The organism is Duganella phyllosphaerae (genome assembly GCF_001758785.1).
Lineage (GTDB): Bacteria > Pseudomonadota > Gammaproteobacteria > Burkholderiales > Burkholderiaceae_D > Rugamonas > Rugamonas phyllosphaerae.
Map to the genome: position 1 here is coordinate 20,612 of NZ_LROM01000131.1, position 22,786 is coordinate 43,397.

Annotated in this window: 22 protein-coding genes; 15 read left to right on the forward strand and 7 right to left on the reverse strand. The window is 65.7% G+C overall.

What is annotated here, in order from left to right:
* Positions 1 to 115: 115 nt before the first annotated feature.
* From DUPY_RS22445 to yjgA, 3 genes are all read right to left on the reverse strand, one after another.
* Positions 116 to 781: an alpha/beta hydrolase gene (locus DUPY_RS22445; RefSeq protein ID WP_070251260.1), complete on the reverse strand. Its 666-nt coding sequence runs from the start codon at positions 779 to 781 to the stop codon at positions 116 to 118.
* Positions 782 to 885: 104 nt separating this feature from the next.
* Positions 886 to 1,503 carry a molybdopterin adenylyltransferase gene (gene mog, locus DUPY_RS22450; RefSeq protein ID WP_084640854.1) on the reverse strand — a complete coding sequence of 206 codons (618 nt, stop codon included), beginning with the start codon at positions 1,501 to 1,503 and terminating at the stop codon, positions 886 to 888.
* Complete coding sequence (gene yjgA, locus DUPY_RS22455) at positions 1,493 to 2,092, reverse strand: ribosome biogenesis factor YjgA (RefSeq protein WP_070251262.1); 600 nt, start codon at positions 2,090 to 2,092, stop codon at positions 1,493 to 1,495. The genes mog and yjgA overlap by 11 nt, the downstream gene beginning before the upstream one ends.
* Before the next feature lie 94 nt (positions 2,093 to 2,186).
* Between yjgA and pmbA the strand changes: the two genes are divergently transcribed.
* On the forward strand, positions 2,187 to 3,551 hold the full coding sequence (gene pmbA / locus DUPY_RS22460; protein WP_070251264.1) for a metalloprotease PmbA: 1,365 nt from the start codon (positions 2,187 to 2,189) through the stop codon (positions 3,549 to 3,551).
* Between the two features lie 96 nt (positions 3,552 to 3,647).
* On the opposite strand, the gene DUPY_RS22465 is transcribed toward pmbA, so the two are convergent.
* The 3 genes from DUPY_RS22465 to paaX all read right to left on the reverse strand — a co-directional run bounded on the left by DUPY_RS22465 (position 3,648) and on the right by paaX (position 7,115).
* Positions 3,648 to 4,844, reverse strand: coding sequence for a hypothetical protein (locus DUPY_RS22465; RefSeq protein WP_070251265.1), 1,197 nt, complete (start codon positions 4,842 to 4,844; stop codon positions 3,648 to 3,650).
* Between the two features lie 105 nt (positions 4,845 to 4,949).
* Complete coding sequence (locus DUPY_RS22470; protein WP_070251397.1) at positions 4,950 to 6,080, reverse strand: M14 family metallopeptidase; 1,131 nt, start codon at positions 6,078 to 6,080, stop codon at positions 4,950 to 4,952.
* A 102-nt stretch (positions 6,081 to 6,182) separates the two neighbouring features.
* Positions 6,183 to 7,115 carry a phenylacetic acid degradation operon negative regulatory protein PaaX gene (gene paaX / locus DUPY_RS22475; RefSeq protein ID WP_371851814.1) on the reverse strand — a complete coding sequence of 311 codons (933 nt, stop codon included), beginning with the start codon at positions 7,113 to 7,115 and terminating at the stop codon, positions 6,183 to 6,185.
* A 144-nt stretch (positions 7,116 to 7,259) separates the two neighbouring features.
* Here paaX and paaA point away from each other — a divergent pair, with 144 nt between their 5' ends.
* From paaA to DUPY_RS22540, 13 genes are all read left to right on the forward strand, one after another.
* Positions 7,260 to 8,249 (forward strand): 1,2-phenylacetyl-CoA epoxidase subunit PaaA, encoded by a 990-nt coding sequence (paaA, locus tag DUPY_RS22480; RefSeq protein WP_070251267.1) that lies wholly within the window; start codon positions 7,260 to 7,262, stop codon positions 8,247 to 8,249.
* The gene (gene paaB, locus DUPY_RS22485; protein WP_070251268.1) at positions 8,246 to 8,554 is read left to right on the forward strand and encodes a 1,2-phenylacetyl-CoA epoxidase subunit PaaB; all 309 of its coding nucleotides are present in this window, start codon (positions 8,246 to 8,248) and stop codon (positions 8,552 to 8,554) included. The genes paaA and paaB overlap by 4 nt, the downstream gene beginning before the upstream one ends.
* An 8-nt stretch (positions 8,555 to 8,562) precedes the next feature.
* Positions 8,563 to 9,315 carry a 1,2-phenylacetyl-CoA epoxidase subunit PaaC gene (gene paaC, locus DUPY_RS22490; protein ID WP_070251270.1) on the forward strand — a complete coding sequence of 251 codons (753 nt, stop codon included), beginning with the start codon at positions 8,563 to 8,565 and terminating at the stop codon, positions 9,313 to 9,315.
* A 116-nt stretch (positions 9,316 to 9,431) separates the two neighbouring features.
* Positions 9,432 to 9,974 carry a 1,2-phenylacetyl-CoA epoxidase subunit PaaD gene (paaD, locus tag DUPY_RS22495; RefSeq protein ID WP_229255470.1) on the forward strand — a complete coding sequence of 181 codons (543 nt, stop codon included), beginning with the start codon at positions 9,432 to 9,434 and terminating at the stop codon, positions 9,972 to 9,974.
* Between the two features lie 4 nt (positions 9,975 to 9,978).
* On the forward strand, positions 9,979 to 11,073 hold the full coding sequence (paaE, locus tag DUPY_RS22500; RefSeq protein WP_070251273.1) for a 1,2-phenylacetyl-CoA epoxidase subunit PaaE: 1,095 nt from the start codon (positions 9,979 to 9,981) through the stop codon (positions 11,071 to 11,073).
* A 12-nt stretch (positions 11,074 to 11,085) separates the two neighbouring features.
* Positions 11,086 to 11,892, forward strand: a complete 807-nt coding sequence (gene paaG, locus DUPY_RS22505; protein ID WP_070251275.1) for a 2-(1,2-epoxy-1,2-dihydrophenyl)acetyl-CoA isomerase PaaG — start codon at positions 11,086 to 11,088, stop codon at positions 11,890 to 11,892.
* A gap of 1 nt (position 11,893) precedes the next feature.
* Positions 11,894 to 13,471 carry a 3-hydroxyacyl-CoA dehydrogenase gene (locus tag DUPY_RS22510; RefSeq protein ID WP_070251277.1) on the forward strand — a complete coding sequence of 526 codons (1,578 nt, stop codon included), beginning with the start codon at positions 11,894 to 11,896 and terminating at the stop codon, positions 13,469 to 13,471.
* Positions 13,464 to 13,913, forward strand: coding sequence for a hydroxyphenylacetyl-CoA thioesterase PaaI (gene paaI, locus DUPY_RS22515; protein ID WP_070251278.1), 450 nt, complete (start codon positions 13,464 to 13,466; stop codon positions 13,911 to 13,913). The genes DUPY_RS22510 and paaI overlap by 8 nt, the downstream gene beginning before the upstream one ends.
* A gap of 9 nt (positions 13,914 to 13,922) precedes the next feature.
* Positions 13,923 to 15,254 carry a phenylacetate--CoA ligase PaaK gene (gene paaK, locus DUPY_RS22520; protein ID WP_070251280.1) on the forward strand — a complete coding sequence of 444 codons (1,332 nt, stop codon included), beginning with the start codon at positions 13,923 to 13,925 and terminating at the stop codon, positions 15,252 to 15,254.
* Positions 15,255 to 15,264: 10 nt separating this feature from the next.
* Complete coding sequence (gene pcaF / locus DUPY_RS22525) at positions 15,265 to 16,479, forward strand: 3-oxoadipyl-CoA thiolase (RefSeq protein ID WP_070251283.1); 1,215 nt, start codon at positions 15,265 to 15,267, stop codon at positions 16,477 to 16,479.
* 1 nt (position 16,480) lies between these two features.
* The gene (gene paaY, locus DUPY_RS22530; RefSeq protein WP_070251285.1) at positions 16,481 to 17,092 is read left to right on the forward strand and encodes a phenylacetic acid degradation protein PaaY; all 612 of its coding nucleotides are present in this window, start codon (positions 16,481 to 16,483) and stop codon (positions 17,090 to 17,092) included.
* A gap of 19 nt (positions 17,093 to 17,111) precedes the next feature.
* A complete protein-coding gene (paaZ, locus tag DUPY_RS22535) occupies positions 17,112 to 19,157 on the forward strand; it encodes a phenylacetic acid degradation bifunctional protein PaaZ (RefSeq protein WP_070251287.1) in 2,046 nt (681 codons plus the stop codon).
* Positions 19,158 to 19,242: 85 nt separating this feature from the next.
* Positions 19,243 to 19,671 carry a hypothetical protein gene (locus DUPY_RS22540; protein ID WP_070251289.1) on the forward strand — a complete coding sequence of 143 codons (429 nt, stop codon included), beginning with the start codon at positions 19,243 to 19,245 and terminating at the stop codon, positions 19,669 to 19,671.
* A gap of 121 nt (positions 19,672 to 19,792) precedes the next feature.
* Here DUPY_RS22540 and DUPY_RS22545 read toward each other — a convergent pair whose 3' ends face one another.
* Positions 19,793 to 21,016 (reverse strand): M24 family metallopeptidase, encoded by a 1,224-nt coding sequence (locus tag DUPY_RS22545; protein ID WP_070251291.1) that lies wholly within the window; start codon positions 21,014 to 21,016, stop codon positions 19,793 to 19,795.
* A gap of 111 nt (positions 21,017 to 21,127) precedes the next feature.
* Here DUPY_RS22545 and DUPY_RS22550 point away from each other — a divergent pair, with 111 nt between their 5' ends.
* A complete protein-coding gene (locus tag DUPY_RS22550) occupies positions 21,128 to 22,786 on the forward strand; it encodes a CehA/McbA family metallohydrolase domain-containing protein (RefSeq protein ID WP_070251294.1) in 1,659 nt (552 codons plus the stop codon).

The window sequence follows — 22,786 nt, forward strand, 5'->3', positions numbered from 1 at the left end:
CTCGAAAAACCGTAGCGAGCGGTTCGTTATCGTCGCGAGTAGCGGAAGCGTACGGCTGTACGCTGAGCAACGGAGCGGCGATAGCGGATCGCGCAGTAGGTTTTTCGAGGTTCCCTTAAGCCAGCACGCGCTTGAGCCAGGCACTGATATCGTTGACCTCTTCCTGGCACAGCGAATGCTGCATCGGGTAGTCGTGCCATTCCACCTGGTAGCCCCACTGTTGCAGCAGGTCGCGCGAGGCGGTAGCGCGGGCCAGCGGGACGACCGGGTCCATGCGGCCGTGGGCCATGAAGACCGGCGTGCCCAGGCTCTCCTGGGTGAACTCGGTGGTGGCCTTGGCGGCGATCGGCAGGTAGCCCGACAGGCACATCATGCCAGCCAGCTTTTCCTTCTGGCGCAGGCCGGTTTGCATGGTCATCGCGCTGCCTTGCGAGAAGCCGGCCAGGATGATCTTGTCGGCGCCGATGCCGCGTTCTTTTTCGCGTGCGATCAGCGCTTCCACTTTTGCCTGCGAGGCGCGCAGGCCCGCTTCGTCTTCCTGGCGACCGAGGTCGGTGGCGACGATGTCGTACCACGAGCGCATCACGTAGCCGCCGTTGACGGTGACGGGCATGGTGTCGGCATTGGGGAAGATGAAGCGGATCGCCGGCAGGTCGCGCAGGTCCAGCTCCTGCAGCATCGGCACGAAGTCGTTGGCGTCGGCGCCCAGGCCGTGCATCCAGATGATGGCGACGGTGGGGTTGGCGCCGGTTTCTTTTTCAATGGTGTGTAGCAGGCTCATAGGTTTCCTCGGAGTGGCGGTTGCGATGGAGGGGAGAACTGGCATCAGGAACAAGATGGCGGCGCGCGACAAAAAGCGGCGCCGCCTTGCCTGAACGGAAGGTTTCACGCGGCCGGCGCGGGCCGGAGCGCCGATTTGGGACGAAACGCCTTGCAGACGACAGGATCGGTTTCCATGTACGGTCCGCCGATCAGGTCGATGCAATACGGCACGGCGGCAAAGATGCCGCCAGCGACCGTGTTGCCGTCGGCGTCTTTCAAGCCGCCCAGCGTTTCGGCAATCGCCTTGGGCTGGCCCGGCAGGTTCATGATCAGCGCGGCGTGATCAAGCGTTTCGCGGATCACGGCAGTCTGGCGCGAGAGGATGGCGGTCGGCACGAAGTGCAGGCTGATCTGGCGCATCTGCTCGCCGAAGCCCGGCATTTCCTTGGTGCCCACGGCCACCGTGGCCTCGGGCGTGACATCGCGCCGCGCCGGGCCGGTGCCGCCGGTGGTCAGTACCAGGTGGCAGCGCGCGGTATCGACCAGCTCGATCAGCGTGGCTTCGATCTGGGCGCGCTCGTCGGCGATCAGTCGTGTTTCTACGCGGTACGGCGTGGTGATGGCGCGCGCCAGCCAGTCCTGCAGGGCGGGGATGCCCTGGTCCTGGTACACGCCGCCGCTGGCGCGGTCCGAGACCGACACCAGGCCGATCACCAGCATGGCTTCCACGTTACTCGTCATCTTCTTCGGTGTCGGCGTCGTCAACTTCGGCGGTGGCGTCTTTCTTCTTCTTGGCCTCGACCTGCTTGAGGATCTGGAAAATTTCGCGGTAGGCCTTCGGCGGCTTGTTCTCGGCCTGCTCCTTGCGGGCGTTGCGGATCAGGGTGCGCAGGTGCTGCGCGTCGAGTTCCGGGTTTTCCGACAGCAGCACGGTCAGGGCCTTGTCGTCTGCCAGCAGCTTGTCGCGGCGGCGTTCCAGCGCGTGCATGGCGGCGGTGTCTGACTTGGACGCGCCTTTCCAGCCATCGATGGTTTGCTGGATGGCGGCGATTTCCGCTTCGTCGAGGGTGCGCATCTTCTTACCGACGAACTGCATCTGGCGACGGCGGCCTTCGTGGTTGGTGATGGTCTGGCACTCGAGGATGGCGTCGCGCACATCTTCCGGCATCGGCACGCGTTTGACACGGTCGCGCGGCTCGGCCACCAGGGCTTCGCCCAGCTTTTGCAGGGCGTCGACCTGGCGTTTCATCTCGGATTTGGAAGGGCGCTCGTATTCCTGTTCGAATTCGGTCGAGCTGAAGCCGACGGCGCCGCGGTTTGGATTTACCATATTATTAACTTTCGGTCCGGCGCGCAGCCGTCCCTGTAAACTGTGAACGACTGCTATGATACCCGGTTTAGTACCCGACCGACGAAAACCGCCCATGTCCGATCCGCATTTCAGCCAGATGTTCAGCCACACGCAAGACCAGTTGCAACAGCTTGCACGCGACGTGCTCGGCTACGCAAAAGCGCAGGGCGGCACCGATTGCGAGGTCGATTTCAGCGAGGGCAGCGGCCTGTCGGTCTCGGTGCGCAAGAACCGTATCGAAACCATCGAGCAAAACCGCGACAAGGGCATGGGCGTCACCGTCCACATCGGCCAGCGGCGCGGCAACGCCAGCACGTCCGATTTTTCCACCGCTGCCCTGAAAGCGACGGTGGAAGCGGCCTACAACATCGCCCGCTTTACCGCCGAGGACGATTGTGGCGGCCTGCCCGACGCCGACCTGCTGGAAATGTCACCGCCCGACCTGCAGCTGTTCTACCCATGGGACATCGACACCGCCGGCGCCGTGGAACTGGCCAAGCGCGCCGAAGCGGCCGCCTTTGCGGTCGATCCACGGGTGACCAACAGCGAGGGCGCGGGCGTGCACGCGCAGCAGTCGCATTTTGTCTCGGCCAATTCGCGCGGTTTCATGGGCGGCTACCCGTATTCGCGCCACACGGTGTCGATGGCGGCGATTGCCGGGCGTGGCGCCGGCATGCAGCGCGACGACTGGTACGTGTCGGTGCGCGATGCGGCGCGCATGGCCTCGCCCGAGGCGATCGGCCGTTACGCCGCCGAGCGCGCGCTGGCCAAGCTCCATGCCCGCAGCCTCGCCACCCGTACCTGCCCGGTGCTGTTCGAGGCGCCGCTGGCCATTGGCCTCTTGGGCGCCTACGTGCAGGCCACGTCGGGCGGGGCGCTGTACCGCAAGTCGACCTTCTTTGTCGATTCGCTGGGCCAGCAGGTGCTGCCATCGCATGTGCAGATCCATGAAGACCCGCACGTGATCGGCGCGGTCGGTTCGGCGCCGTTCGACGACGAAGGCGTGAAAACGCGCGCGCGCGACGTGGTCAAGGATGGCGTGGTGCAGGGTTATTTCCTGTCCACGTACTCGGCGCGCAAGCTGGGCATGCAAACCACGGGCAACGCCGGCGGCTCGCACAACCTCACGCTCTCGTCGTCGCTGACGACGCCCGGCGACGATTTTCCCGCCATGCTGCGCAAGCTCGGCACCGGCCTGCTGGTCACCGAACTGATGGGGCAGGGCACCAACTACGTCACCGGCGACTACTCGCGTGGCGCCTCGGGCTTCTGGGTGGAAAATGGCGTGATCCAGTACCCGGTCGAGGAGATCACGATTGCCGGTAACATGAAAGACATGCTGGCGCAGATCGTGGCGGTGGGGGCGGATACCATGATGCGCGGCACCAAGCAGACCGGCTCGATCCTGATCGAGAAGATGGTGGTGGGCGGGGCCTGAACCCGTCTTCTTGAATTCGGCCAGGCCGGGGTCGGACCCGCTTGGGTCCGACCCCACGCGGTACGGCATGCGTATCGCTACCGGGTAGTGCGGGGTTCACTGTGTGCACAAGGCACTGGCCGGCACCCCGCAGGCTACCAGCCGGCCCACGTCGGGATTCTTCAAGTAGTCGAGGTGGGCGTCATCGGGCCGCTCGAGCAAACCGAGCCAGGTCGGCGCATTCGATACCAGGATGTTATATACCGCAACACCTTGTCCCGCGTAGCGCTCCGGCGGCAGCGTGTACGATAGCGGATCGTTGGGATCGGAAAACGCCACCAGCGTCAGCGGGGCCATGGTGCGGCGCCGGTCCTCGCTGCCGCGCTGTTGCAGCAGCAGTTGCAGGCTGTCTGACGGCGCTGCTCGCGCGGCTGCGATATCGACCTGCTGATCGGCCAGCGACAGCAGCGGTACCTGGTTCGCCGCCATCACCAATATCCGCATCCGCGCCATGGTGCGCTGCGCCGCGACCGCCGCGTGAGAGCCGGGCGCCTCCTGCGTCATCCGTAGCAGCGTGTCGAACATGATCTTGCTGCCCATGCTGTGGGCAATCACCACCAGCGGTACATTGTCGGGCGCGTCGCTGTCGGCCAGCACGCGCACGATGGCGTCGCGCATGCGCAGCTGGATCGCCTCGCGCGCCACGCCCTGGTAGATCAGCGCATCGGGCAGGCAATCGTCGATCAGCGTGTCTTTCAGGCGTGCATTCAAAAGCGCGCGCTGGTGTGGGTACGGCGGTGCGCCGGTGCAGATGGCCGACTTGTCGGCCTGGTCGTAACACAGCTGGCGCTTGAGCGGCGTGGTGAGGGGGGACCAGATCAGGGCGTTGAAGCGCAGACGGCCTGCGGGCGTCGCCACCGTGGCCGATACGATCTCGATGCCGTTGGCGTCAACACTGGCGCTGCGGCTGGTAGTCATGCTGGCGCCGTTGATCGACGCCATCAATTGCGCGACCACCTGCTGCGCCCAGCGCGCATTGTGGGTGCAGATGCCGTGCACCAGCAGGACGTCTTCGGTACGGCCCTCCGCTTGCGCGGGAAGGTCGACCAGGCCGGGGAAGCGGGTGTTGGCGTCGAGGATCTCGGGCGGACTGTACGGTGTGCTGCAGGCGGCCAGCAGGGCCAGGCAGGCCAGGGCCGCAGCAGGCGTGAGGCGGCGCACACGCGGACAGCGCTCGACATGGTGACGAGGTGTGAAGCCGGTGCGGCGCAACAGGGCGGCAGCCGTGCTGCATGCCGATGACAGGATGTTCATGCTGGACCTCCAGGAAAGGCGCCGGGTGGCGCCGCTGGAGGCCAGTGTATTTTTGCGGGCAGCGCCCGCCTTGTCCTGGCGCAGGCCAGGAGGGCGGGTAAGTGCTTACTGCTGCGCGACCAGCGTCTGTAGAACAGGTTGCAGCACAGCCTTGCCCAGCTCGGCGCTGCGGGCGCCGTTCCAGCCGGTGTCGGCATCCGGATCGTTGGCGTTGTCCTTGAACGGCAGTTCCACCGTCAGCGACAGGCAACCGAACTGGTGCGTGATGTGTGGCGAACCCATGGTCAGGGTTTCGTCGGTGTACGGCGTTTCGCCGTAACCGTATTCGTCCTGGAAGTCCGGGCTGGCAATCAGGAAGTTGTCGATGAAGTATTGCTGGCCTTCGGCCTGGTCCGGGGTCCAGGTCGGCAGCGATTCGCTGCCAGCCACGAACACGTACGGCAGGCCTTCGTCGCCGTGGATGTCGAGGAACAGGTCGCAGCCGGTTTCCAGCATCTTGTTTTTAACGAGGAATACTTCCGGGCTGCGCTCCATGGTCGGGTTCAGCCACTCGCGGTTGAGGTTGGCGCCGGCAGCGTTGGTGCGCAGGTTGCCGCGTACCGAGCCGTCCGGGTTCATATTCGGCACCACGTAGAACACGGCTTCTTTCAGGCAATTGCGACCGAACGGGTTGGCCGGATCGAGCAGCGCTTCGACCATGCCTTCGACGAACCACTCGGCCATGGTCTCGCCCGGGTGCTGGCGCGCGATCACCCACACTTTTTGTTCCGCTTCCGGATCGCCGATGACCAGCATGTTCAGGTCGCGGCCGTCGATGGTGCTGCCCAGGTCGATATGCTTGACCAGCGGTGACAGTTGCGCGTTGTCCAGCAGGGACAGGTGGCGTTCCCACGAGTACGGCTCGAAATAGGCGTAATAGACGCTGTCGTATTCGGGCGTGTGGTTAATCGTCATCACTTCGCCATCGAACGAGGTCGGCACGCGGAACCAGTTGTCGCGGTCGTAGCTGGCCACGGCCTGGTAATCCTTCCAGCCGTCCGGGTAGGCGGTCTTGCCGGCGTTGAGGAAGCGCAGCGCCAGCGGGGTGGACGCGCCGCCCTGCACGCGGAAGTAGAACCACTGGGTGATGTCGGCGTGCGAGTCCTTGCGGATGTTCAGGTCGATCGCGGCCGGGTTGTCGGCGGAAATGACGTCGATGGCGCCGGCGTCGAACTGCTGGCTGATTTTGATAGGCATGGTGGTGTGTCCCGTTGAATTCAGTGTCGAGCGCTTGTGGCGCAGTGGCGACATCATACAGGGTGGTGGCGTTGGGCGGCACGCCCGCAGGGGAGAGCCGCCCTAACGCAAGCCGCCAAACCGCGCATAAAAGGCCGCCTCCGCCACCGGCGCCTCCGGGTCTTCGCGCCGCAGCACGCTGTCGATGTGCTGTTCCGCGGCCGTGTGCACGGCCAGGTACAGCTGGCGCGCCAGCGCGTAGGCCTGGGTGCCGGGCCAGGGGGCGGGCAGCAGTTCGGCCGGCAGTTGCGGGTCGTGCAGCTGCACCCTGCGGTAAGCGTGGATCAGCAGGGTGCGGATCACGAAGGCCTGCTCCGGCGTCAGCTGGTCGGCCACGCCGCCATCGAGTGCGGTGGCCAGCGGCGCAAACCTTGTCAGGAATTGTCCGTAGCCGGCCGCCACTTCGCGCACGTCCCAGCCGCTGGCCACCAGGTCGCCCAGCGACCGCGCGCCCACGCCGGGCACGGTGGCCGCGCGCACCACGAACAGTTTACCGGCCACGCCCAGCCGAGCCAGCACCTCGGCCAGCGCCGCCGGCTCGGCGGCCGGATGGCCGAGGATGCCGGGTGCGATCACGCTGTAGCCCTCCCACAACAGTTCCTTGCGCACGGCCGTGCGTTCGGCCGGCGTCAACGCGCCTTCGCCGCTGATGACCAGGGTCCAGCTGCCGTCCCAGTGCGCGTGCGGTTCGGCGTAGATGCGCCGGTAGGCGTGCGAAAAGCGCGCCATGGCGTCGGGCGTGATGGCGTAGGCGCTGCGGCGGCCATCGCGCCGCGCACCGAGCCAGCCCTCTTGCGCCAGGCGGAACACGGCCGTGCGCAGCAGCCGGTCGTTCACGCCGAACGGCGCCAGCAGCTCGATCAGGCTGCCCAGCCACACCATGCCGCCGTGCGGCACGATGGCGTCGCCGAAGATGGTCACCACCAGCGATTTCGAGCGCGGCGGGTCGTGGGCAAGGAAGTCGGTGATCCAGTCGGAGCAGTGCATGGCGGCCAACAAAAGCTGAAAACCGTAGTTTACCGGGTGAAACGCCCGGCAAGGTATTTAAATGCGGAATTTCGTTATGACTCAAAAAACCGGTAGCGTAAACGAATTGTGTATCGTATTATGAGTTCAACCGAGGTCAAACGAGGAGACAGCATGTACGCCCAACAAGTAGAGACCGGCTTGAGCACGGTCCGCACCACCGCCGACATGGCCGACGACGAGCGCGCCTTCCAGGCCCGCATCGACGCCGGCGTGCGCATCGAGGCCAAGGACTGGATGCCCGACGCCTACCGTAAGACTTTGATCCGCCAGATTTCGCAGCATGCCCATTCGGAAATCGTCGGCCAGCTACCGGAAGGCAACTGGGTTACGCGCGCGCCCACGCTCAAGCGCAAGTCGATCCTGCTGGCCAAGATCCAGGATGAAGCCGGCCACGGCCTGTACCTGTACAGCGCCGCCGAAACCCTGGGCGTCAGCCGCGACGAGCTGCTCGCTGCCCTGCACAGTGGCAAGGCCAAGTATTCGAGCATCTTCAATTACCCCACGCTGTCGTGGGCCGACATGGGCGCGATCGGCTGGCTGGTCGACGGCTCGGCCATCATCAACCAGATCCCGCTGTGCCGCTGCTCGTACGGTCCGTATGCGCGCGCCATGGTCCGCGTGTGCAAGGAAGAGTCGTTCCATGCGCGCCAGGGCTACGACATCATGCTGGCGCTGGCGCGCGGCACGGCCGAACAAAAGGCCATGGCGCAGGATGCACTGAACCGCTGGTGGTGGCCGTCGCTGATGATGTTCGGCCCGTCGGACGCCGAGTCGGTCAACAGCGCGCAATCGGCGCAGTGGCGCATCAAGCTGTTTTCCAACGACGAGCTGCGCCAGCGCATGGTCGATCAAACCGTGCCGCAGGCCGAGTTCCTGGGCCTGACCGTGCCCGACCCCGACCTGCGCTTCAACGCCGAGACCGGCCACTACGAATTCGGCGCCATCGACTGGGCCGAATTTCACAACGTCCTCAAGGGCAATGGCCCGTGCAACCGCGAGCGCCTGCGCACCCGTGTCCAGGCCTGGGAGGAGGGCGCCTGGTTCCGCGAGGCCCTGGTGGCGCACGCCGACAAACACGCAGCAGTGAAGGAAGTCGCATGAGCACGCAACTGAGTACCCAAACCAGCAAAGAGTGGCCGCTGTGGGAAGTTTTCATCCGCAGCCAGCACGGCCTGGCGCACAAGCACGTGGGCAGCCTGCATGCGCCCGACGCCGAAATGGCGGTCAACAATGCGCGCGACGTGTACACGCGCCGCAACGAGGGCGTGAGCATCTGGGTGGTGCGCGCGGCCGACATCGTCGCCAGCAGCCCGTCCGACAAGGGCGCCCTGTTCGAGCCGGCCAACAGCAAGGTCTATCGCCACCCCACCTTCTTCCCGATGCCGGAAGAAGTGAAAAACCTGTGAGGCCATCGATGGATGCCAAAGTAAACTACCTGCTGCGCCTGGGCGACAACGCCCTGATCCTGAGCCAGCAACTGAGCCGCCTGTGCGGCAAAGGGCCGGCGCTGGAAGAAGACATGGCGCTGTCGAACGTGGCGCTCGACCTGCTGGGGCAAACCCGCCTGTGGTACGAATACGCGGCCGAGCTGGAGGGCGCGGGCCGCGACGAAGACCGCCTGGCCTACCACCGCGACGCCCACGACTTCAAGAACTGCCTGCTGCTCGAACAACCGAACGGTAACTACGCCGACACCATGATGCGGCAGTTCTACTTCGACACCTGGCACTACTTCCTGATCGCCGGCCTCACGCACAGCAGCGACGAACGCATCGCCGCCATCGCCGAAAAGTCCTTGAAGGAAGTGACGTACCACCTGCGCCGCAGCGGCGACCTGGTGGTGCGCATGGGCGACGGCACCGATATCAGCCACGCCAAAACCCAGGCCGCCGCCGACGCGCTGTGGATGTACAGCGGCGAAGTATTCGGCTACGACGCCGTCGACCAGGCCATGGTGGAAGCCGGCATCGCCCCGCCAGCGGACCAACTGCGCACGCAGTGGCTGGCGCACGTGGCGGAGATTTTTGCCGAAGCCACGCTGGTGATGCCGCCGCAGGATGCCTGGATGCAGAGCGGCGGCAAGCAGGGACGCCATACCGAGCACCTGGGGTTCATCCTGGCCGAGATGCAGTTCTTGCAGCGCGCGTATCCGAATGCGCAGTGGTGAGGGGGCGTATGAAAGCGACGAAGACGGTTCTTTCTCCCGCCAACCTTCAATCCGTCATTCCCGCGCAGGCGGGAATCCATACTGAGCATCCGATCACGCGGTCCATGGATCCCCGCATGCGCGAGGATGACGGATCTGAAGATGGAGGCTTCGACGAGGAGCAGGTGGCCGGCTGGCTCGCACAAATCCCCGACCCCGAAATCCCCGCCATCAGCATCACCGACCTGGGCATCGTGCGCGGCGTGCGCGTGGCCGACGACGGCGCCTGTCACGTCACGATCACGCCCACCTACAGCGGCTGCCCCGCCATGCAGGTGATCGGCGACGCCATTAGCGACGCCCTGCATGGGCGTGGCGTGCTTGAGGTGGTGCTGCACACCCAGCTTGCTCCCGCCTGGACCACCGACTGGATGACAGACGCCGGCAAGCAAAAGCTGCGTAACTACGGCATCGCGCCGCCGGCCGAACAGGTGATCGACATCAGCCGCCTGGGCCCCGCATCAGCAATTTCGCGCAAGGCGCCAAAGCTCGGTATCGCCTGTCCCAACTGCGGCTCCACCCATACCGAAGTCACCAGCCAGTTCGGCTCCACGCCGTGCAAGGCGCTCTACAAGTGCCTGGACTGCCGCGAACCGTTCGATTACTTCAAGTGTCATTGAGATCATGAGCCAATTCCATCCCCTGACCGTCTCCCAGGTACGCCACGAAACGCGCGATACCATCGCCGTCACCTTTGCCGTGCCGCCCGCGCTGCGGGCCAGCTACGCCTACCAGCAGGGCCAGCACCTGACCCTGCGCGCGCACATCGACGGCGAAGACGTGCGCCGGTCGTACTCGATCTGCTCGGCCGTGCAGGACGACACGCTGCGGGTGGCCATCAAGCGCACCCAGGGCGGGCTGTTTTCGTCCTGGGCCGTGGATCACCTGCAGCCCGGCGCCGTGCTCGACGTGATGCCGCCGTCGGGTCACTTCAACGTGCCGCTCGATGCTGCCAACCGCAAGCACTACCTGGCTTTTGCGGCCGGCAGCGGCATCACGCCCATCCTGTCGATCATCAAGACCACGCTGGCGTTCGAGCCGCACAGCCGTTTCACGCTCTTTTACGGCAACCGCGCCAGCTCGTCGGTGATCTTCCGCGAGGAACTCTCCGACCTCAAAGATGTCTATCTTGACCGCCTGCGCATCGCCTACGTGATGAGCCGCGAGCAGCAGGACATCGACCTGTTCAACGGCCGCATCACGCAGGACAAGTGCACCGAGTTTCTGCGCTACTGGACGCGGGTGGATGACGTCGACGTCGCCTTCATCTGCGGGCCGGAAGACATGATGCTGGGCGTCTCGGCGGCGTTGCAGGCAGCGGGCATGCCGAAGGAGGCGATCAAGGTCGAACTGTTTTTAGCCACCGGCGCTACCGGCGCCAACGGTCCGCGCAAAGCCAGGGCCCACGCGGCGATGGAAACCGGCGCGCACCAGAACACCGAAGTGACCGTGATCATGGACGGCAGCGCCACCAGCTTCACCATGGCGCAGGACCAGGAATCGCTGCTCGACGCCGGCCTGCGCGCCGGTATCGACATGCGCTACTCGTGCAAGGGCGGCGTGTGCTCCACCTGCCGCTGCAAGCTGGTCGAAGGCCAGGTGGACATGGACATCAATTACGCGCTCGAAGACTACGAGGTGGCGCGCGGCTTTGTACTGAGCTGCCAGAGCTTCCCCATCACCGGCAAGGTGGTGCTCGACTTCGACCAGGCCGAATAACCAGGAGACAGCATGAACGCCAAAGACTATCAAAACATCGTGTTCGGGATCGACGCCGGGGTGGCCACGCTCACCCTCAACCGCCCCGATAAACTCAACAGCTTCACCCAGGCCATGCACGAGGAGGTGCGCGACGCCCTGCGCAAGGTTGGCGCCGACAAGAGCGTGCGGGTACTGGTGCTCACCGGCGCCGGGCGCGGTTTTTGCGCTGGCCAGGACCTGTCCGACCGCGCCGTATCGAATGCCCCCGGCACCCGTCCGGTGGACCTGGGCGACTCGGTGGAAAAGAACTACGCGCCGCTGGTGCTGGCGCTGCGCGCCTTGCCGATGCCGGTGATCTGCGCGGTCAACGGCGTGGCGGCCGGCGCCGGCGCCAACCTGGCGCTGGCCTGCGACATCGTGCTGGCGGCCAGTTCGGCCTCGTTCGTGGAAGTGTTCTGCAAGCTTGGGCTGATCCCGGACACCGGCGGCACGTACTTTTTGCCGCGCCTGATCGGCAGCGCGCGCGCCATGGGACTGGCCATGCTGGGCGAAAAACTCACCGCCGAAAAGGCCGAGCAGTGGGGCCTGATCTGGAAAGCCGTGCCCGACGCCGAGCTGGCCACCGAGACCGACAAGCTGGCGCGCCACTTCGCCAGCGCCCCCACGCAAGGGCTGGCGTTTACCAAGCAGGCCATCCACGCCAGTGCTCATAACACCTTGCAGCAGCAGCTCATGCTCGAATGCACCATGATGAGCGAGCTGGGTGCTACCTCCGACTACCGCGAGGGCGTAGCTGCTTTCATGGAAAAGCGCGTACCGCAATTTACGGGGAAATGACATGACCGCATTGTCTCGAGAACGGGTGGTGGCCGTCATCGGCAGCGGCGCCATGGGCGCCGGCATCGCCCAGGTGGCAGCCGTTGCCGGCTACACCGTCAAGCTGTACGACAGCCGCCCGGAACCGGTGGCCAAGGCCATGTCCGATATCGCGCTGGCCTTGAATAAACTGGTGGCCAGACAGCGCATGAGCCCCGTCGATGCCGCCGCTTCTCTGGCCCGGCTGCAACCGTCACTGACGCTGGACGAACTGGCCGCCACCAAACCGGGCCTGGTGGTGGAAGCGATTGTCGAAAACCTCGACGCCAAGCGCGCCCTGTTTGCGCAGCTGGAAAACCTGGTGGATGACGACTGCATCCTGGCCACCAACACCTCGTCGATCTCGGTCACGGCGATTGGCGCTCAACTGCGCGTGCCGGGCCGGCTGGTGGGCATGCACTTCTTTAATCCGGTGCCGCTGATGGCGCTGGTGGAAGTGGTCGAAGGCCTGGCCACCGACAGCGCGGTGGCGCAGACCGTGTACGACACGGCCGCCGCCTGGGGCAAGAGCCCGGTGCACGCGCGCTCCACGCCCGGCTTCATCGTCAACCGGGTGGCGCGCCCGTACTATGCGGAGGGCTGGCGCCTGCTGGCCGAAGGCGCGGCCGACGCGGCCACCATCGACGCGGTGCTGCGCGAGGCCGGCGGTTTCCGCATGGGCCCATTCGAGCTGATGGACCTGATCGGCCATGATGTCAATTTCGCGGTGACGCAGTCGGTGTTCGAAGCCTACTTCAACGATCCACGCTTTACGCCGTCGGTCTTGCAGCAGGAGCTGGTCAACGCCGGCTTCCTCGGTCGCAAGACCAGCCGCGGCTGTTACCGCTACGGCGATGGCGCGGTGAACGCACCGGCGCAGGCCGAGGCGCCGCAGCCCATCCCTGCATATGTCAGCTACACCCGTGACGCAGCTGCGCTGGCAGCGGCCACGCACCCGCATGGCGGCGCCGTGACCGACGCGCTGGCGGCGCGCCTGCGCACCGCCGGCATCGACGTGGCCCATCGCAAGGTGGAGAAGAGCGTGGACGACGCACCGGCCTTCCACTGCAACGGCGCCGCCGTGTATCTCACCGACGGCCGCAGCGCCACCCAGCGCGCCGCCGACAACCAGCACTCCGATACCGTGCTGGTGGACCTGGCCTTCGACTACGCCAGCGCTACCCGCATCGCCGTCGCCTGCGCCGACCAGTGCGCACCCGAGGCTTACCTGTCGGTGGTGGGCCTGCTGCAAGCGGCGGGTCTCACCGTCACCCGGCTCGACGACGTGCCTGGCATGGCGGTCATGCGCACCGTGGCCATGCTGGCCAACGAGGCGGCCGATGCCGTCAACCAGGGAGTGTGCGATGCGGCAGGCGCCGACCTGGCCATGCAGAAGGGCGTCAACTATCCACGCGGGCCATTGGCCTGGGCCGACGCCATCGGCGTGGGCCATGTCGTCACGGTACTGAACCACCTGGCCGCCAGCTACGGCGAAGACCGCTATCGCGTGTCGCCGCTGCTGCGGCGCAAGCACGCTTCAGGAGCAACCATCCATGCATGAGACGTTGAATGATCTGACTGCGCAGGCACTGGCCGGGAAGGTGGCGGCCGCCATGTATGCGCGCGACCCTGCCTCGCAAGGGCTGGGCATCACGCTCGATGGCGTCGGTCCCGGCCACGCCACCATGTCGATGACGATCCGCGCCGACATGCTCAATGGCCACGGCAGCTGCCACGGCGGTTTCATATTTACCCTGGCTGACAGCGCGTTTGCGTTTGCCTGCAACAGCTACAACCTCACCACCGTGGGCGCGTCCTGCACCATCGATTACCTGGCGCCGGGCCGGCCGGGCGACGTGCTCACCGCCACCGCGCGCGAGCAGGCGCTGGCGGGCAAGAGCGGCGTGTACGACGTCGCGGTGATCAACCAGGAAGGCCGTACGGTCGCGCTATTTCGCGGCAAATCGCTGCGCGTGGGCGGCCACGTGCTGGCATCAACTTAGGGAGCAGGCATGGTACAACGCACACCCGAACCATCGGACCTGGAGCCGATCGAACGCGCCAGCCGCGACGAACTGCAGGCGCTGCAATTGCAACGGATGCAGTGGACGCTGCAACACGCGTACGACAACGTGCCGCACTACCGCCAGGCGTTCGATGCGGCCGGCGTTCATCCGGGCGACCTGAAATCGCTGGCCGACCTCGCCAAATTTCCGTTCACCGGCAAGAAGGAACTGCGCGAGAACTACCCGTTCGGCATGTTTGCCGTACCGCGCGAGGAGGTGGTGCGGGTACACGCCTCGAGCGGCACCACCGGCAAGCCCACCGTGGTCGGCTACACCCGGAACGACATCGACACCTGGGCCAACGTGGTGGCGCGCTCGATCCGCGCGGCCGGTGGCCGGCGTGGCGACATGGTGCATATCTCCTATGGCTACGGCCTGTTTACCGGCGGCCTGGGCGCACACTACGGCGCCGAGCGGCTCGGCTGCACGGTGGTGCCGATGTCGGGCGGCCAGACCGAGCGCCAGGTGCAGTTGATCGAGGACTTCAAGCCATCGATCATCATGGTCACGCCGTCGTACATGCTCAACATCATCGAGGAATACCAGCGACAAGGGCTCGACCCCGCCGCCAGTTCGCTCAAGGTCGGCATCTTCGGCGCCGAGCCGTGGACCGACGCCATGCGCCGCGAAATCGAGCAGCGCGCCGGCATCGACGCGGTGGACATCTATGGTTTGTCCGAGGTGATGGGCCCTGGTGTGGCCAGCGAATGCATCGAGAGCAAGGATGGCCCGGTGATCTGGGAAGACCATTTTTACCCGGAGATCATCGACCCCGACACCGGCGAGGTGCTGCCCGACGGCGCGGAGGGCGAACTGGTATTCACCTCGCTGACCAAGGAGGCGCTGCCCATCATCCGCTACCGCACGCGCGACCTCACCCGGCTGCTGCCGCCAACGTCGAGAGCCATGCGCCGCATCGGCAAGATCACCGGCCGCTCGGACGACATGCTGATCATCCGTGGTGTGAATGTATTCCCGTCGCAGATCGAGGAACTGATTCTGAAAATGCCGCTGCTCGCGCCCCAGTACCAGCTGATCATCAAGCGCGACGGCCACCTGGACCAGCTGGAGGTGCTGGCCGAACTGCGCCCGGAGGCCGGCAATATGCTCGCCGGCGACAACGTAGCCCTGGCCCAGCAGTTGGCAAATGAGCTGGAAATCCGCATCAAGACCAACGTGGGCGTTTCGGCCAAGGTCCGGCTGGTTGCACCCAACGGCATCGAACGCACACTGACCGGCAAGGCCCGCCGCGTGGTCGATCAACGCCCCAGGCAGTAAAGGACACGACATGACTGACAACTCCGCATACATCTGCGACGCCATCCGCACCCCGTTCGGCCGCTACGGCGGCGCCCTGGCCCACGTGCGCACCGACGACCTGGCAGCGCTGCCGATCGCCGCGCTGATCGCCCGCAACCCGTCAGTGGACTGGGCCAGGGTGGACGACGTGTACTACGGCTGCGCCAACCAGGCCGGCGAAGACAACCGCAACGTGGGCCGTATGGCCGCGCTGCTGGCCGGCCTGCCGGTCGAGGTCCCGGCCAGCACCATCAACCGCCTGTGCGGCTCCAGCCTGGACGCGGTGGGCAGCGCCGCGCGCGCCATCCGTGCGGGCGAAGCGCACCTGGTCATCGCCGGCGGCGTGGAGAGCATGACGCGCGCGCCATTCGTGATGGGCAAGGCCGACAGCGCCTTTTCGCGCACCGCCAAAATCGAAGACACCACGCTGGGCTGGCGCTTTGTCAACCCGCGCATGAAGGAACAATACGGCATCGACAGCATGCCAGAGACGGCCGAAAACGTCGCGCAGCAGTTCGACATCAGCCGCGCGGACCAGGACGCATTTGCGCTGCGCAGCCAGCAACGCTGGGCCGCTGCCAACGCGGCAGGCATATTCCGCGACGAGATCGTACCGGTGGTGCTGCCGCAAAAAAAAGGTGATCCAAAAATCTTCGACACCGACGAGCATCCGCGCCCGGACACCACCATCGAGACGCTGGCAAAACTCAAGGGCGTGGTGCGTGAAGACGGCACCGTCACCGCCGGCAATGCCTCGGGCGTCAACGACGGCGCGTGCGCCATCCTGCTGGCGTCGCACACTGCCGCCGAACAGTACGGCCTGCGCAAGCGCGCCCGCGTGCTGGGCATGGCCACCGCCGGCCTGGCGCCGCGCATCATGGGCTTCGGCCCGTCCCCGGCTTCGCGCAAGGTGCTGGCGCTGGTGGGCCTCACCATCGACCAGATGGACGTGATCGAGTTGACCGAGGCGTTTGCCGCGCAAGGGCTGGCCGTCACGCGCGACCTGGGCCTGGCCGACGATGCTGCCCACGTCAACCCCAACGGCGGGGCGATCGCCATCGGCCACCCGCTGGGCGCCTCGGGCGCGCGGCTGGTGCTGGCCGCTCTCACGCAGCTCGAACGCACCGGCGGCCGCTACGCACTGTGCACCATGTGCATCGGCGTGGGGCAGGGCATTGCGGTGATCATCGAGCGGGTGGGCTGACATGGTCAAGGTCTATGAAATCAACGGCGTCACGCCGGTGGTGCACCCCACCGCGTACGTCCATCCCAGCGCGGTGCTGATCGGCGACGTCATCGTTGGCCCACGCTGCTACGTCGGCCCGCTGGCCGCGCTGCGCGGCGACTTCGGGCGACTGATCCTGGAAGAGGGCGCCAACCTGCAGGACACCTGCGTGATGCACGGCTTTCCCGGCGCCGATACGGTGGTGGGCGTCGATGGCCACATCGGCCACGGCGCCGTGCTGCATGGCTGCCGCATCGGCCGCAATGCCCTGGTGGGCATGAACAGCGTGGTGATGGATAACGCCGTGATCGGCGCCGAGTCGATTGTCGCAGCGATGAGCTTTGTGCGCGCTGGCATGGAGATACCGGAACGCAGCCTGGTGGTCGGCACGCCGGCCAGGGTGGTGCGACCGCTGCGCGACGACGAAATCGCCTGGAAGACCACCGGCACCGGCCATTACCACGAGCTGGCGGTGCGCTCGATGAACACCATGCGCGAGGTGGAAGCGCTGACCGAAGTAGAGGCCGAACGTCCGCGCGTCGAATGGGACAGCGCCTTGCCACTGCATCTGCACAAGAACGCTTCGGCGTGACGAATAGAGGAGACCCTAGATGATTCCAACCCTGCAAAGCCTGATCGGCGGCCGCTGGATCGGCCGCGAGGCAGCAACGCCGCTGCACAATGCCCTCACCGGCGGGCTGATTTACCACACCCACGCAGACGCCATCGACTTCGGCGAAGCAGTCCACTATGCGCGCAAGACCGGCGTGCCGGCGCTGATGAAACTCGACTTCCAGCAGCGCGCCGCCATCCTCAAGGCGCTGGCGCTGTACCTGGTCGAGCGCAAGGAAGAGCTGTACGCGATCTCGCACCTCACCGGCGCCACCCGCGCCGACAGCTGGGTCGATATCGAAGGCGGCACCGGCACCCTGTTTGCCTACGCCAGCATGGGCGGGCGCGAGCTGCCGTCGTCCAACGTGCTGCACGAAGGCCCGGCCATGGCACTCGGTAAAAACGGCGGCTTTGCCGGCACCCACATCCTGGTGCCGCGCGGCGGCGTGGCGGTGCACATCAACGCCTTCAACTTCCCGATCTGGGGTTTGCTGGAAAAATTCGCCCCCAGCTTCCTGGCCGCCATGCCGTGCATCGGCAAGCCGGCCACGGCGACCAGCTATCTGACCGAAGCCGTGGTGCGCATGATTCACGAGTCGGGCCTGTTGCCAGAAGGCGCGCTGCAACTGGTCATCGGCAGCACCGGTGACCTGCTCGACCGCCTCGAAGGTTTCGATGCTGTCACCTTCACCGGCTCGGCCGACACGGCCGCCAAGCTGCGCGTGAACCGCAACCTCGTCGCCCACTCGGTGCCGTTTACGGCCGAAGCGGACTCGCTCAACTGCGCCATCCTGGCGCCCGACGTCACGCCCGACGATCCCGAGTTCGACCTGTTCGTCAAGGAAGTGGCGCGCGAGATGACCGGCAAGGCGGGGCAGAAGTGCACGGCGATTCGGCGCATCATCGTGCCCGAGACAATGGTCGATGCGGTGGGCACGCGCCTGCGCGAGCGCCTGGCCAAGGTGAGCGTGGGCGACCCGTCCGTGGAAGGTGTGCGCATGGGCGCACTGGCCTCGAAAGACCAGCAGCGCGACGTTGGTGAACGCCTGGCGCTGCTCGCGCAGGGCAACGAGGTGTTGTTCGGTGAGCGCGACGGTTTCAATCCGGTGGGCGACGGCGTGGCCGATGGCGCGTTTTTTGCGCCGACCCTGCTGCTGTGCCGCGACGGCATGGCCAACGACGCCGTGCACGATGTCGAGGCGTTCGGCCCGGTGAGCACCATCATCAGCTACCACGGCATCGACCAGGCGCTGGCGCTGGCCGCGCGCGGCAAGGGCTCCCTGGTCTCCACCCTGGTAACCAGGGAGCCGGCGATCGCCGCCTACGCGGTGCCGATGGCCGCCGCGTCACACGGCCGGGTGCTGATCCTGGAAAGCGAAGCGGCAGTGGACTCCACCGGCCACGGCTCACCACTGCCGCAGTTGAAGCACGGCGGCCCTGGGCGCGCCGGCGGCGGCGAAGAACTGGGCGGCATCCGCGCGGTGCGCCACTTCCTGCAACGGGCAGCGGTGCAGGGTTCGCCCACCATGCTGGCGGCGGTGACCGGAGAATACGTGCGCGGGGCGCGGGTGCAGGAGAGCGAAGTGCACCCGTTCCGCAAGTACTTCGAAGAGCTGCACATCGGCGACTCGCTGCTCACGCACCGGCGCACGGTCAGCGAAGCGGACATCGTCAACTTCGGCGGCGTTTCGGGCGATTATTTTTACATGCACTTCGACGAGATCGCCGCCAAAGACACCCAGTTCGGCCAGCGCATCGCCCACGGCTACTTCGTGCTGTCGGCCGCCGCCGGCCTGTTCGTCTCGCCGGCGCCGGGACCGGTGCTGGCCAACTATGGCCTCGACAACCTGCGCTTCGTGGCGCCGGTAGCCATCGGCGACACCATCCGCGCCCGCCTCACCTGCAAACGCAAGGTAGACCGCAACCGCACCGACGACAAGGGCGTGGGGCAGGGCGTGGTGGCGTGGGACGTGCAGGTCACCAACCAGCACGACGAACTGGTGGCCAGTTACGACATCCTGACCCTGGTGATGAAGCGCACATAAAACAACGCTGCTGGCTGTGCAGGGCGGTGCTTTCCTTTTCAACGCCCACCCTGCACAATAGCGCTTTCCCTCAGCAGGCGGCGCCATGGCACTCTTTACCAAGACTCAATTCGTACTCAACCCGCTGGAAAACCCGCGCACCTGGGTGACTTTCGGCGTGGCACTGGCCTGCCTGCTGGCGGTGGGGCTGCTGCCGCGCGGGTTCGATTTCGTGGGGATTTTGCGGATTGCCATGCTTGGCGTGGCCGGCTATATCGGCGCTGCTGCCATCGAGCACCTGCCGGTGCGCGGCACGGTGGCCGTGGCCGACAGCACGGCCTTTTTGGCGCGCATCGCCATGTTCGGCTATGTGCCCACCGGCGAATCGGCGCAGGGCCAGGTGTTTACTCACCGCAGCGCCTCGCCGATGCGCCGCATCTACAGCCCGATCGTGGTGGGCCGCACGGTGGGCAGCATCTTCACCGCCACCGTGCCGCTGCGCTTTTACCGCGCAGTGAAAGACCTTAAGGCCTAAAGGGAACCTCGAAAAACCTACTGCGCGATCCGCTATCGCCGCTCCGTTGCTCAGCGTACAGCCGTACGCTTCCGCTACTCGCGACGATAACGAACCGCTCGCTACGGTTTTTCGAGGTTCCCTAAAGGTTCAGGCCAAACGGGTCGTCGATGCTATGCGCCGGCTCGGTAAACCACTTCGGACCACTTTCCGTCATGTAGAAATGGTCCTCGTGGCGCACGCCGAATTCGCCGGGGATGCAGATCATCGGCTCGTTCGAGAAACACATGCCCACGTCGAGCAGCGTCTTGTTGCCGCCGACCAGGTACGGCCATTCGTGGATGTCGAGGCCGATGCCGTGGCCGGTGCGGTGCGGCAGGCCTGGCAGCTTGTAGCCTGGGCCAAAACCATCTTCTTCCAGGGCACGGCGGGCCGCCTGGTCCACCGCTTCGCACGGCACGCCCAGCTGCGCCGCCTCGAACGCCGCCAGCTGCGCCTTCTTCTCGCTGTTCCACACCGACCGCTGACGCTCGCTGATTTCGCCGTACACATAGGTGCGGGTGATGTCGGAGATGTAGTTGTGGAGTTTACAGCCGGTGTCGATCAGCACCGTGTCGCCCGGCTTCAAGGTCTGCACGTAGCTCACACCGTGCGGATAGGCAGTCGCTTCGCCGAACAGCACGATCACGAAGTACGAGCCGGAGGCGCCCACCTTGCGGTGCGCCCGATCGATGAACTGTTCCACCTCGGTGGTGCTGATCCCTTCGCGCAGGATCGACGCGGCTGCCACGTGGACGGCCATCGTCATGTCCTTGGCGCGCTGCATCAGCGCGATTTCGTTGGCCGACTTGCGGGTGCGGCAGTGGGCCGTGACCAGGCTGGCGTTTTCCAGTGCATAGCCTGCGGCCAGCGGACGGATGCCGTCGTAGATGAAGAACGCGGCGCTCTCGCAGATGCCGATGCGCGGCGCGGCGCCGGCATCGGGTGCGATACCCATGCGGCCCAGCGTGTCGATGAACAGCTGGTACGGGCTTTCGTGCTCTTCCCAGCAGTTGACCGGGCCGTCCACCAGCATGAAGTCTTTCAGCGTGCTTTCCTCGAAGGCGGGCGCGATGTATTCGATGGCGCCGCTGGCGGGCAGGATGGCGCCCACCATGCGTTCGCTGGCATGCCACCTGGTGCCGGTGAAGTAGGTGAGGTTGGCGCCGGCGTTGATGTAGATCGCCGCCACGCCCTGTTCGCGCATGAAGGCCTGGGCGCGCGCCACGCGCGCCAGGTGCTCTTCCTTCTTGATCGGAACCGCGCCTGCCGTCATGTCGGATAACGAGGCCAGCGCCTCGTCGATGGTCTTGCCGCCTATTGCCATAGCTATTCCTGCTTGAATTGAATGATGATCCGCGATCATAGCAGCTGTCATCAAGGCGTAACAGGGGGCTGGTATCGTGCCGCCACCATGAACCTACTTTCAGGAATTACAATGCCGCACCTGCCACGCCTGTCCCCACGCTACATGCTCATTCCCGCTGCGATTGCCATCGCCATCGCCTTTGCCGCCTGCGGTGGCAGCGACGACGACACCATCCAGAACAACGTCCCGCCGATTGCCCAGGGCCGCTGGATTGCCGGTGACCTGCACACCCACACCACGCAGTCGGCCGACGCCGATGTGAGCCAGACCCTCGACAAAATCCTCGGCAAGGCCTTCACCATCTATGGCCTGGACTGGATGGCGGTGACCAATCACCTGCGCGTATCGACCCGCGACGACAAGGGCGTGCTGCTGGCCGCGCCGATCCCGATGGCCACCGGCGTGGAACGCTACGAGATGCCGCGCCTCGCCGCCCTGCAGGCAGGCGGCAGTGTCGGCACCTATGCGGACAAGCTGATCTTCTCCGGTTTCGAGTGGGACATGCCCACCCATGACCACATCGGCATCGGCATCTTCGAAGGCAGCGACAAGTCGGCCGGCGCTCCGCTGGCCGTGAGCACCCGTGGCGTGCGCGAATTCGAGTACCTGTTTACCACCCGCGATGCCGCCATGTTCGACGCCGCCGACCTCACGGCCTGGAAGGCCAAGTACGGCGATACCCGCTACAACAAGACTGGCGACGATGCGCTCAAGGCCATCTCCTGGCTCAAGGACAATTACCCGACCACCAGTTACGCGGTGATCAACCACCCGTCGCGCAACAAGGGCAGCTACACGGTGGAAGACTTCCGCCGCTTCAACGACACCGCGCCCGACATCATGTTCGCCATCGAAGGCATGGTCGGCAACCAGATGGAACCGGACCGTGGCGGCTACACGGCCGCCTACACGGCCGAAAACGCGCCGCTGCGCGCCTACGGCGGCACCGACTACGTGGTGGCCAAGCTGGGCGGCGTGTGGGATGCGCTGCTGGGCGAAGGCCGCCGGGTGTGGAACCTGACCGACTCCGACACCCACTTCAAAATCGTTGGCAGCAACAGCAGCGGCTACTTCCCGGGCGAATACGCCAAGAACTACGTGTTCAACAGCGCCACCGGCACGCCGACCGCGAAAGACCTGCTGCAGGGCCTGCGCTCGGGCAAAATGTTCTCGGTGTACGGCGACCTGGTGAACGCGCTCGACTTCAACCTGGCCAGTACCAGCGACCGCAAGGAAATGGGCGGCGAGCTGAAAGTGGCCAGCGGCGAGAAGGTGGTGGTCACCATCCGCTTCAAGAGCCCGGCCAAGAACAACTATGAGAAGCCGGTGGATAGCGGCGCCTCGGCCAGCGTGAAACCGGTGGTGGACCACGTGGACCTGATCGTCGGCGACGTGGGCGCCAAGGCCGCGCAAGGCACCGCCGCCTATGCGGTGGCTACCAATGCCAGCACCCGCGTGGTCAAGCGCTTCACCAGCGCCGACTGGAAGACGGACGCGGATGGTTACAACACCATCACCTATGAAACCACCGCGACCAGGAACCAGTACTTCCGCCTGCGCGGCACCAACCTGGGCACCGACGTGGCCGGCCTGACCCAAGCTGGCGAGCCGCTGGCCGACCAGCGCACCAGCACCGCCGACGCCACCCAGCGCTTCAACGACATCAACGACCGCAACTACCGCAGCCTGTGGTTCTATTCGAACCCGGTGTTCGTCACGGTACGTTGA

Bases quoted from the DNA above. Each gene is read 5' to 3' on its own strand.
- paaB (WP_070251268.1), top strand. From the start codon at position 8,246: ATGAGCACGCAACTGAGTACCCAAACCAGCAAAGAGTGGCCGCTGTGG.
- DUPY_RS22445 (WP_070251260.1), bottom strand. From the start codon at position 781: ATGAGCCTGCTACACACCATTGAAAAAGAAACCGGCGCCAACCCCACC.
- DUPY_RS22465 (WP_070251265.1), bottom strand. From the start codon at position 4,844: ATGAACATCCTGTCATCGGCATGCAGCACGGCTGCCGCCCTGTTGCGC.
- DUPY_RS22540 (WP_070251289.1), top strand. From the start codon at position 19,243: ATGGCACTCTTTACCAAGACTCAATTCGTACTCAACCCGCTGGAAAAC.
- paaD (WP_229255470.1), top strand. From the start codon at position 9,432: ATGCGCGAGGATGACGGATCTGAAGATGGAGGCTTCGACGAGGAGCAG.
- paaG (WP_070251275.1), top strand. From the start codon at position 11,086: ATGAACGCCAAAGACTATCAAAACATCGTGTTCGGGATCGACGCCGGG.
- DUPY_RS22545 (WP_070251291.1), bottom strand. From the start codon at position 21,016: ATGGCAATAGGCGGCAAGACCATCGACGAGGCGCTGGCCTCGTTATCC.
- paaY (WP_070251285.1), top strand. From the start codon at position 16,481: ATGGTCAAGGTCTATGAAATCAACGGCGTCACGCCGGTGGTGCACCCC.
- paaA (WP_070251267.1), top strand. From the start codon at position 7,260: ATGTACGCCCAACAAGTAGAGACCGGCTTGAGCACGGTCCGCACCACC.
- paaZ (WP_070251287.1), top strand. From the start codon at position 17,112: ATGATTCCAACCCTGCAAAGCCTGATCGGCGGCCGCTGGATCGGCCGC.
- DUPY_RS22470 (WP_070251397.1), bottom strand. From the start codon at position 6,080: ATGCCTATCAAAATCAGCCAGCAGTTCGACGCCGGCGCCATCGACGTC.
- pmbA (WP_070251264.1), top strand. From the start codon at position 2,187: ATGTCCGATCCGCATTTCAGCCAGATGTTCAGCCACACGCAAGACCAG.
- paaK (WP_070251280.1), top strand. From the start codon at position 13,923: ATGGTACAACGCACACCCGAACCATCGGACCTGGAGCCGATCGAACGC.
- mog (WP_084640854.1), bottom strand. From the start codon at position 1,503: ATGACGAGTAACGTGGAAGCCATGCTGGTGATCGGCCTGGTGTCGGTC.
- DUPY_RS22510 (WP_070251277.1), top strand. From the start codon at position 11,894: ATGACCGCATTGTCTCGAGAACGGGTGGTGGCCGTCATCGGCAGCGGC.
- paaI (WP_070251278.1), top strand. From the start codon at position 13,464: ATGCATGAGACGTTGAATGATCTGACTGCGCAGGCACTGGCCGGGAAG.
- yjgA (WP_070251262.1), bottom strand. From the start codon at position 2,092: ATGGTAAATCCAAACCGCGGCGCCGTCGGCTTCAGCTCGACCGAATTC.
- paaE (WP_070251273.1), top strand. From the start codon at position 9,979: ATGAGCCAATTCCATCCCCTGACCGTCTCCCAGGTACGCCACGAAACG.
- paaC (WP_070251270.1), top strand. From the start codon at position 8,563: ATGGATGCCAAAGTAAACTACCTGCTGCGCCTGGGCGACAACGCCCTG.
- DUPY_RS22550 (WP_070251294.1), top strand. From the start codon at position 21,128: ATGCCGCACCTGCCACGCCTGTCCCCACGCTACATGCTCATTCCCGCT.
- pcaF (WP_070251283.1), top strand. From the start codon at position 15,265: ATGACTGACAACTCCGCATACATCTGCGACGCCATCCGCACCCCGTTC.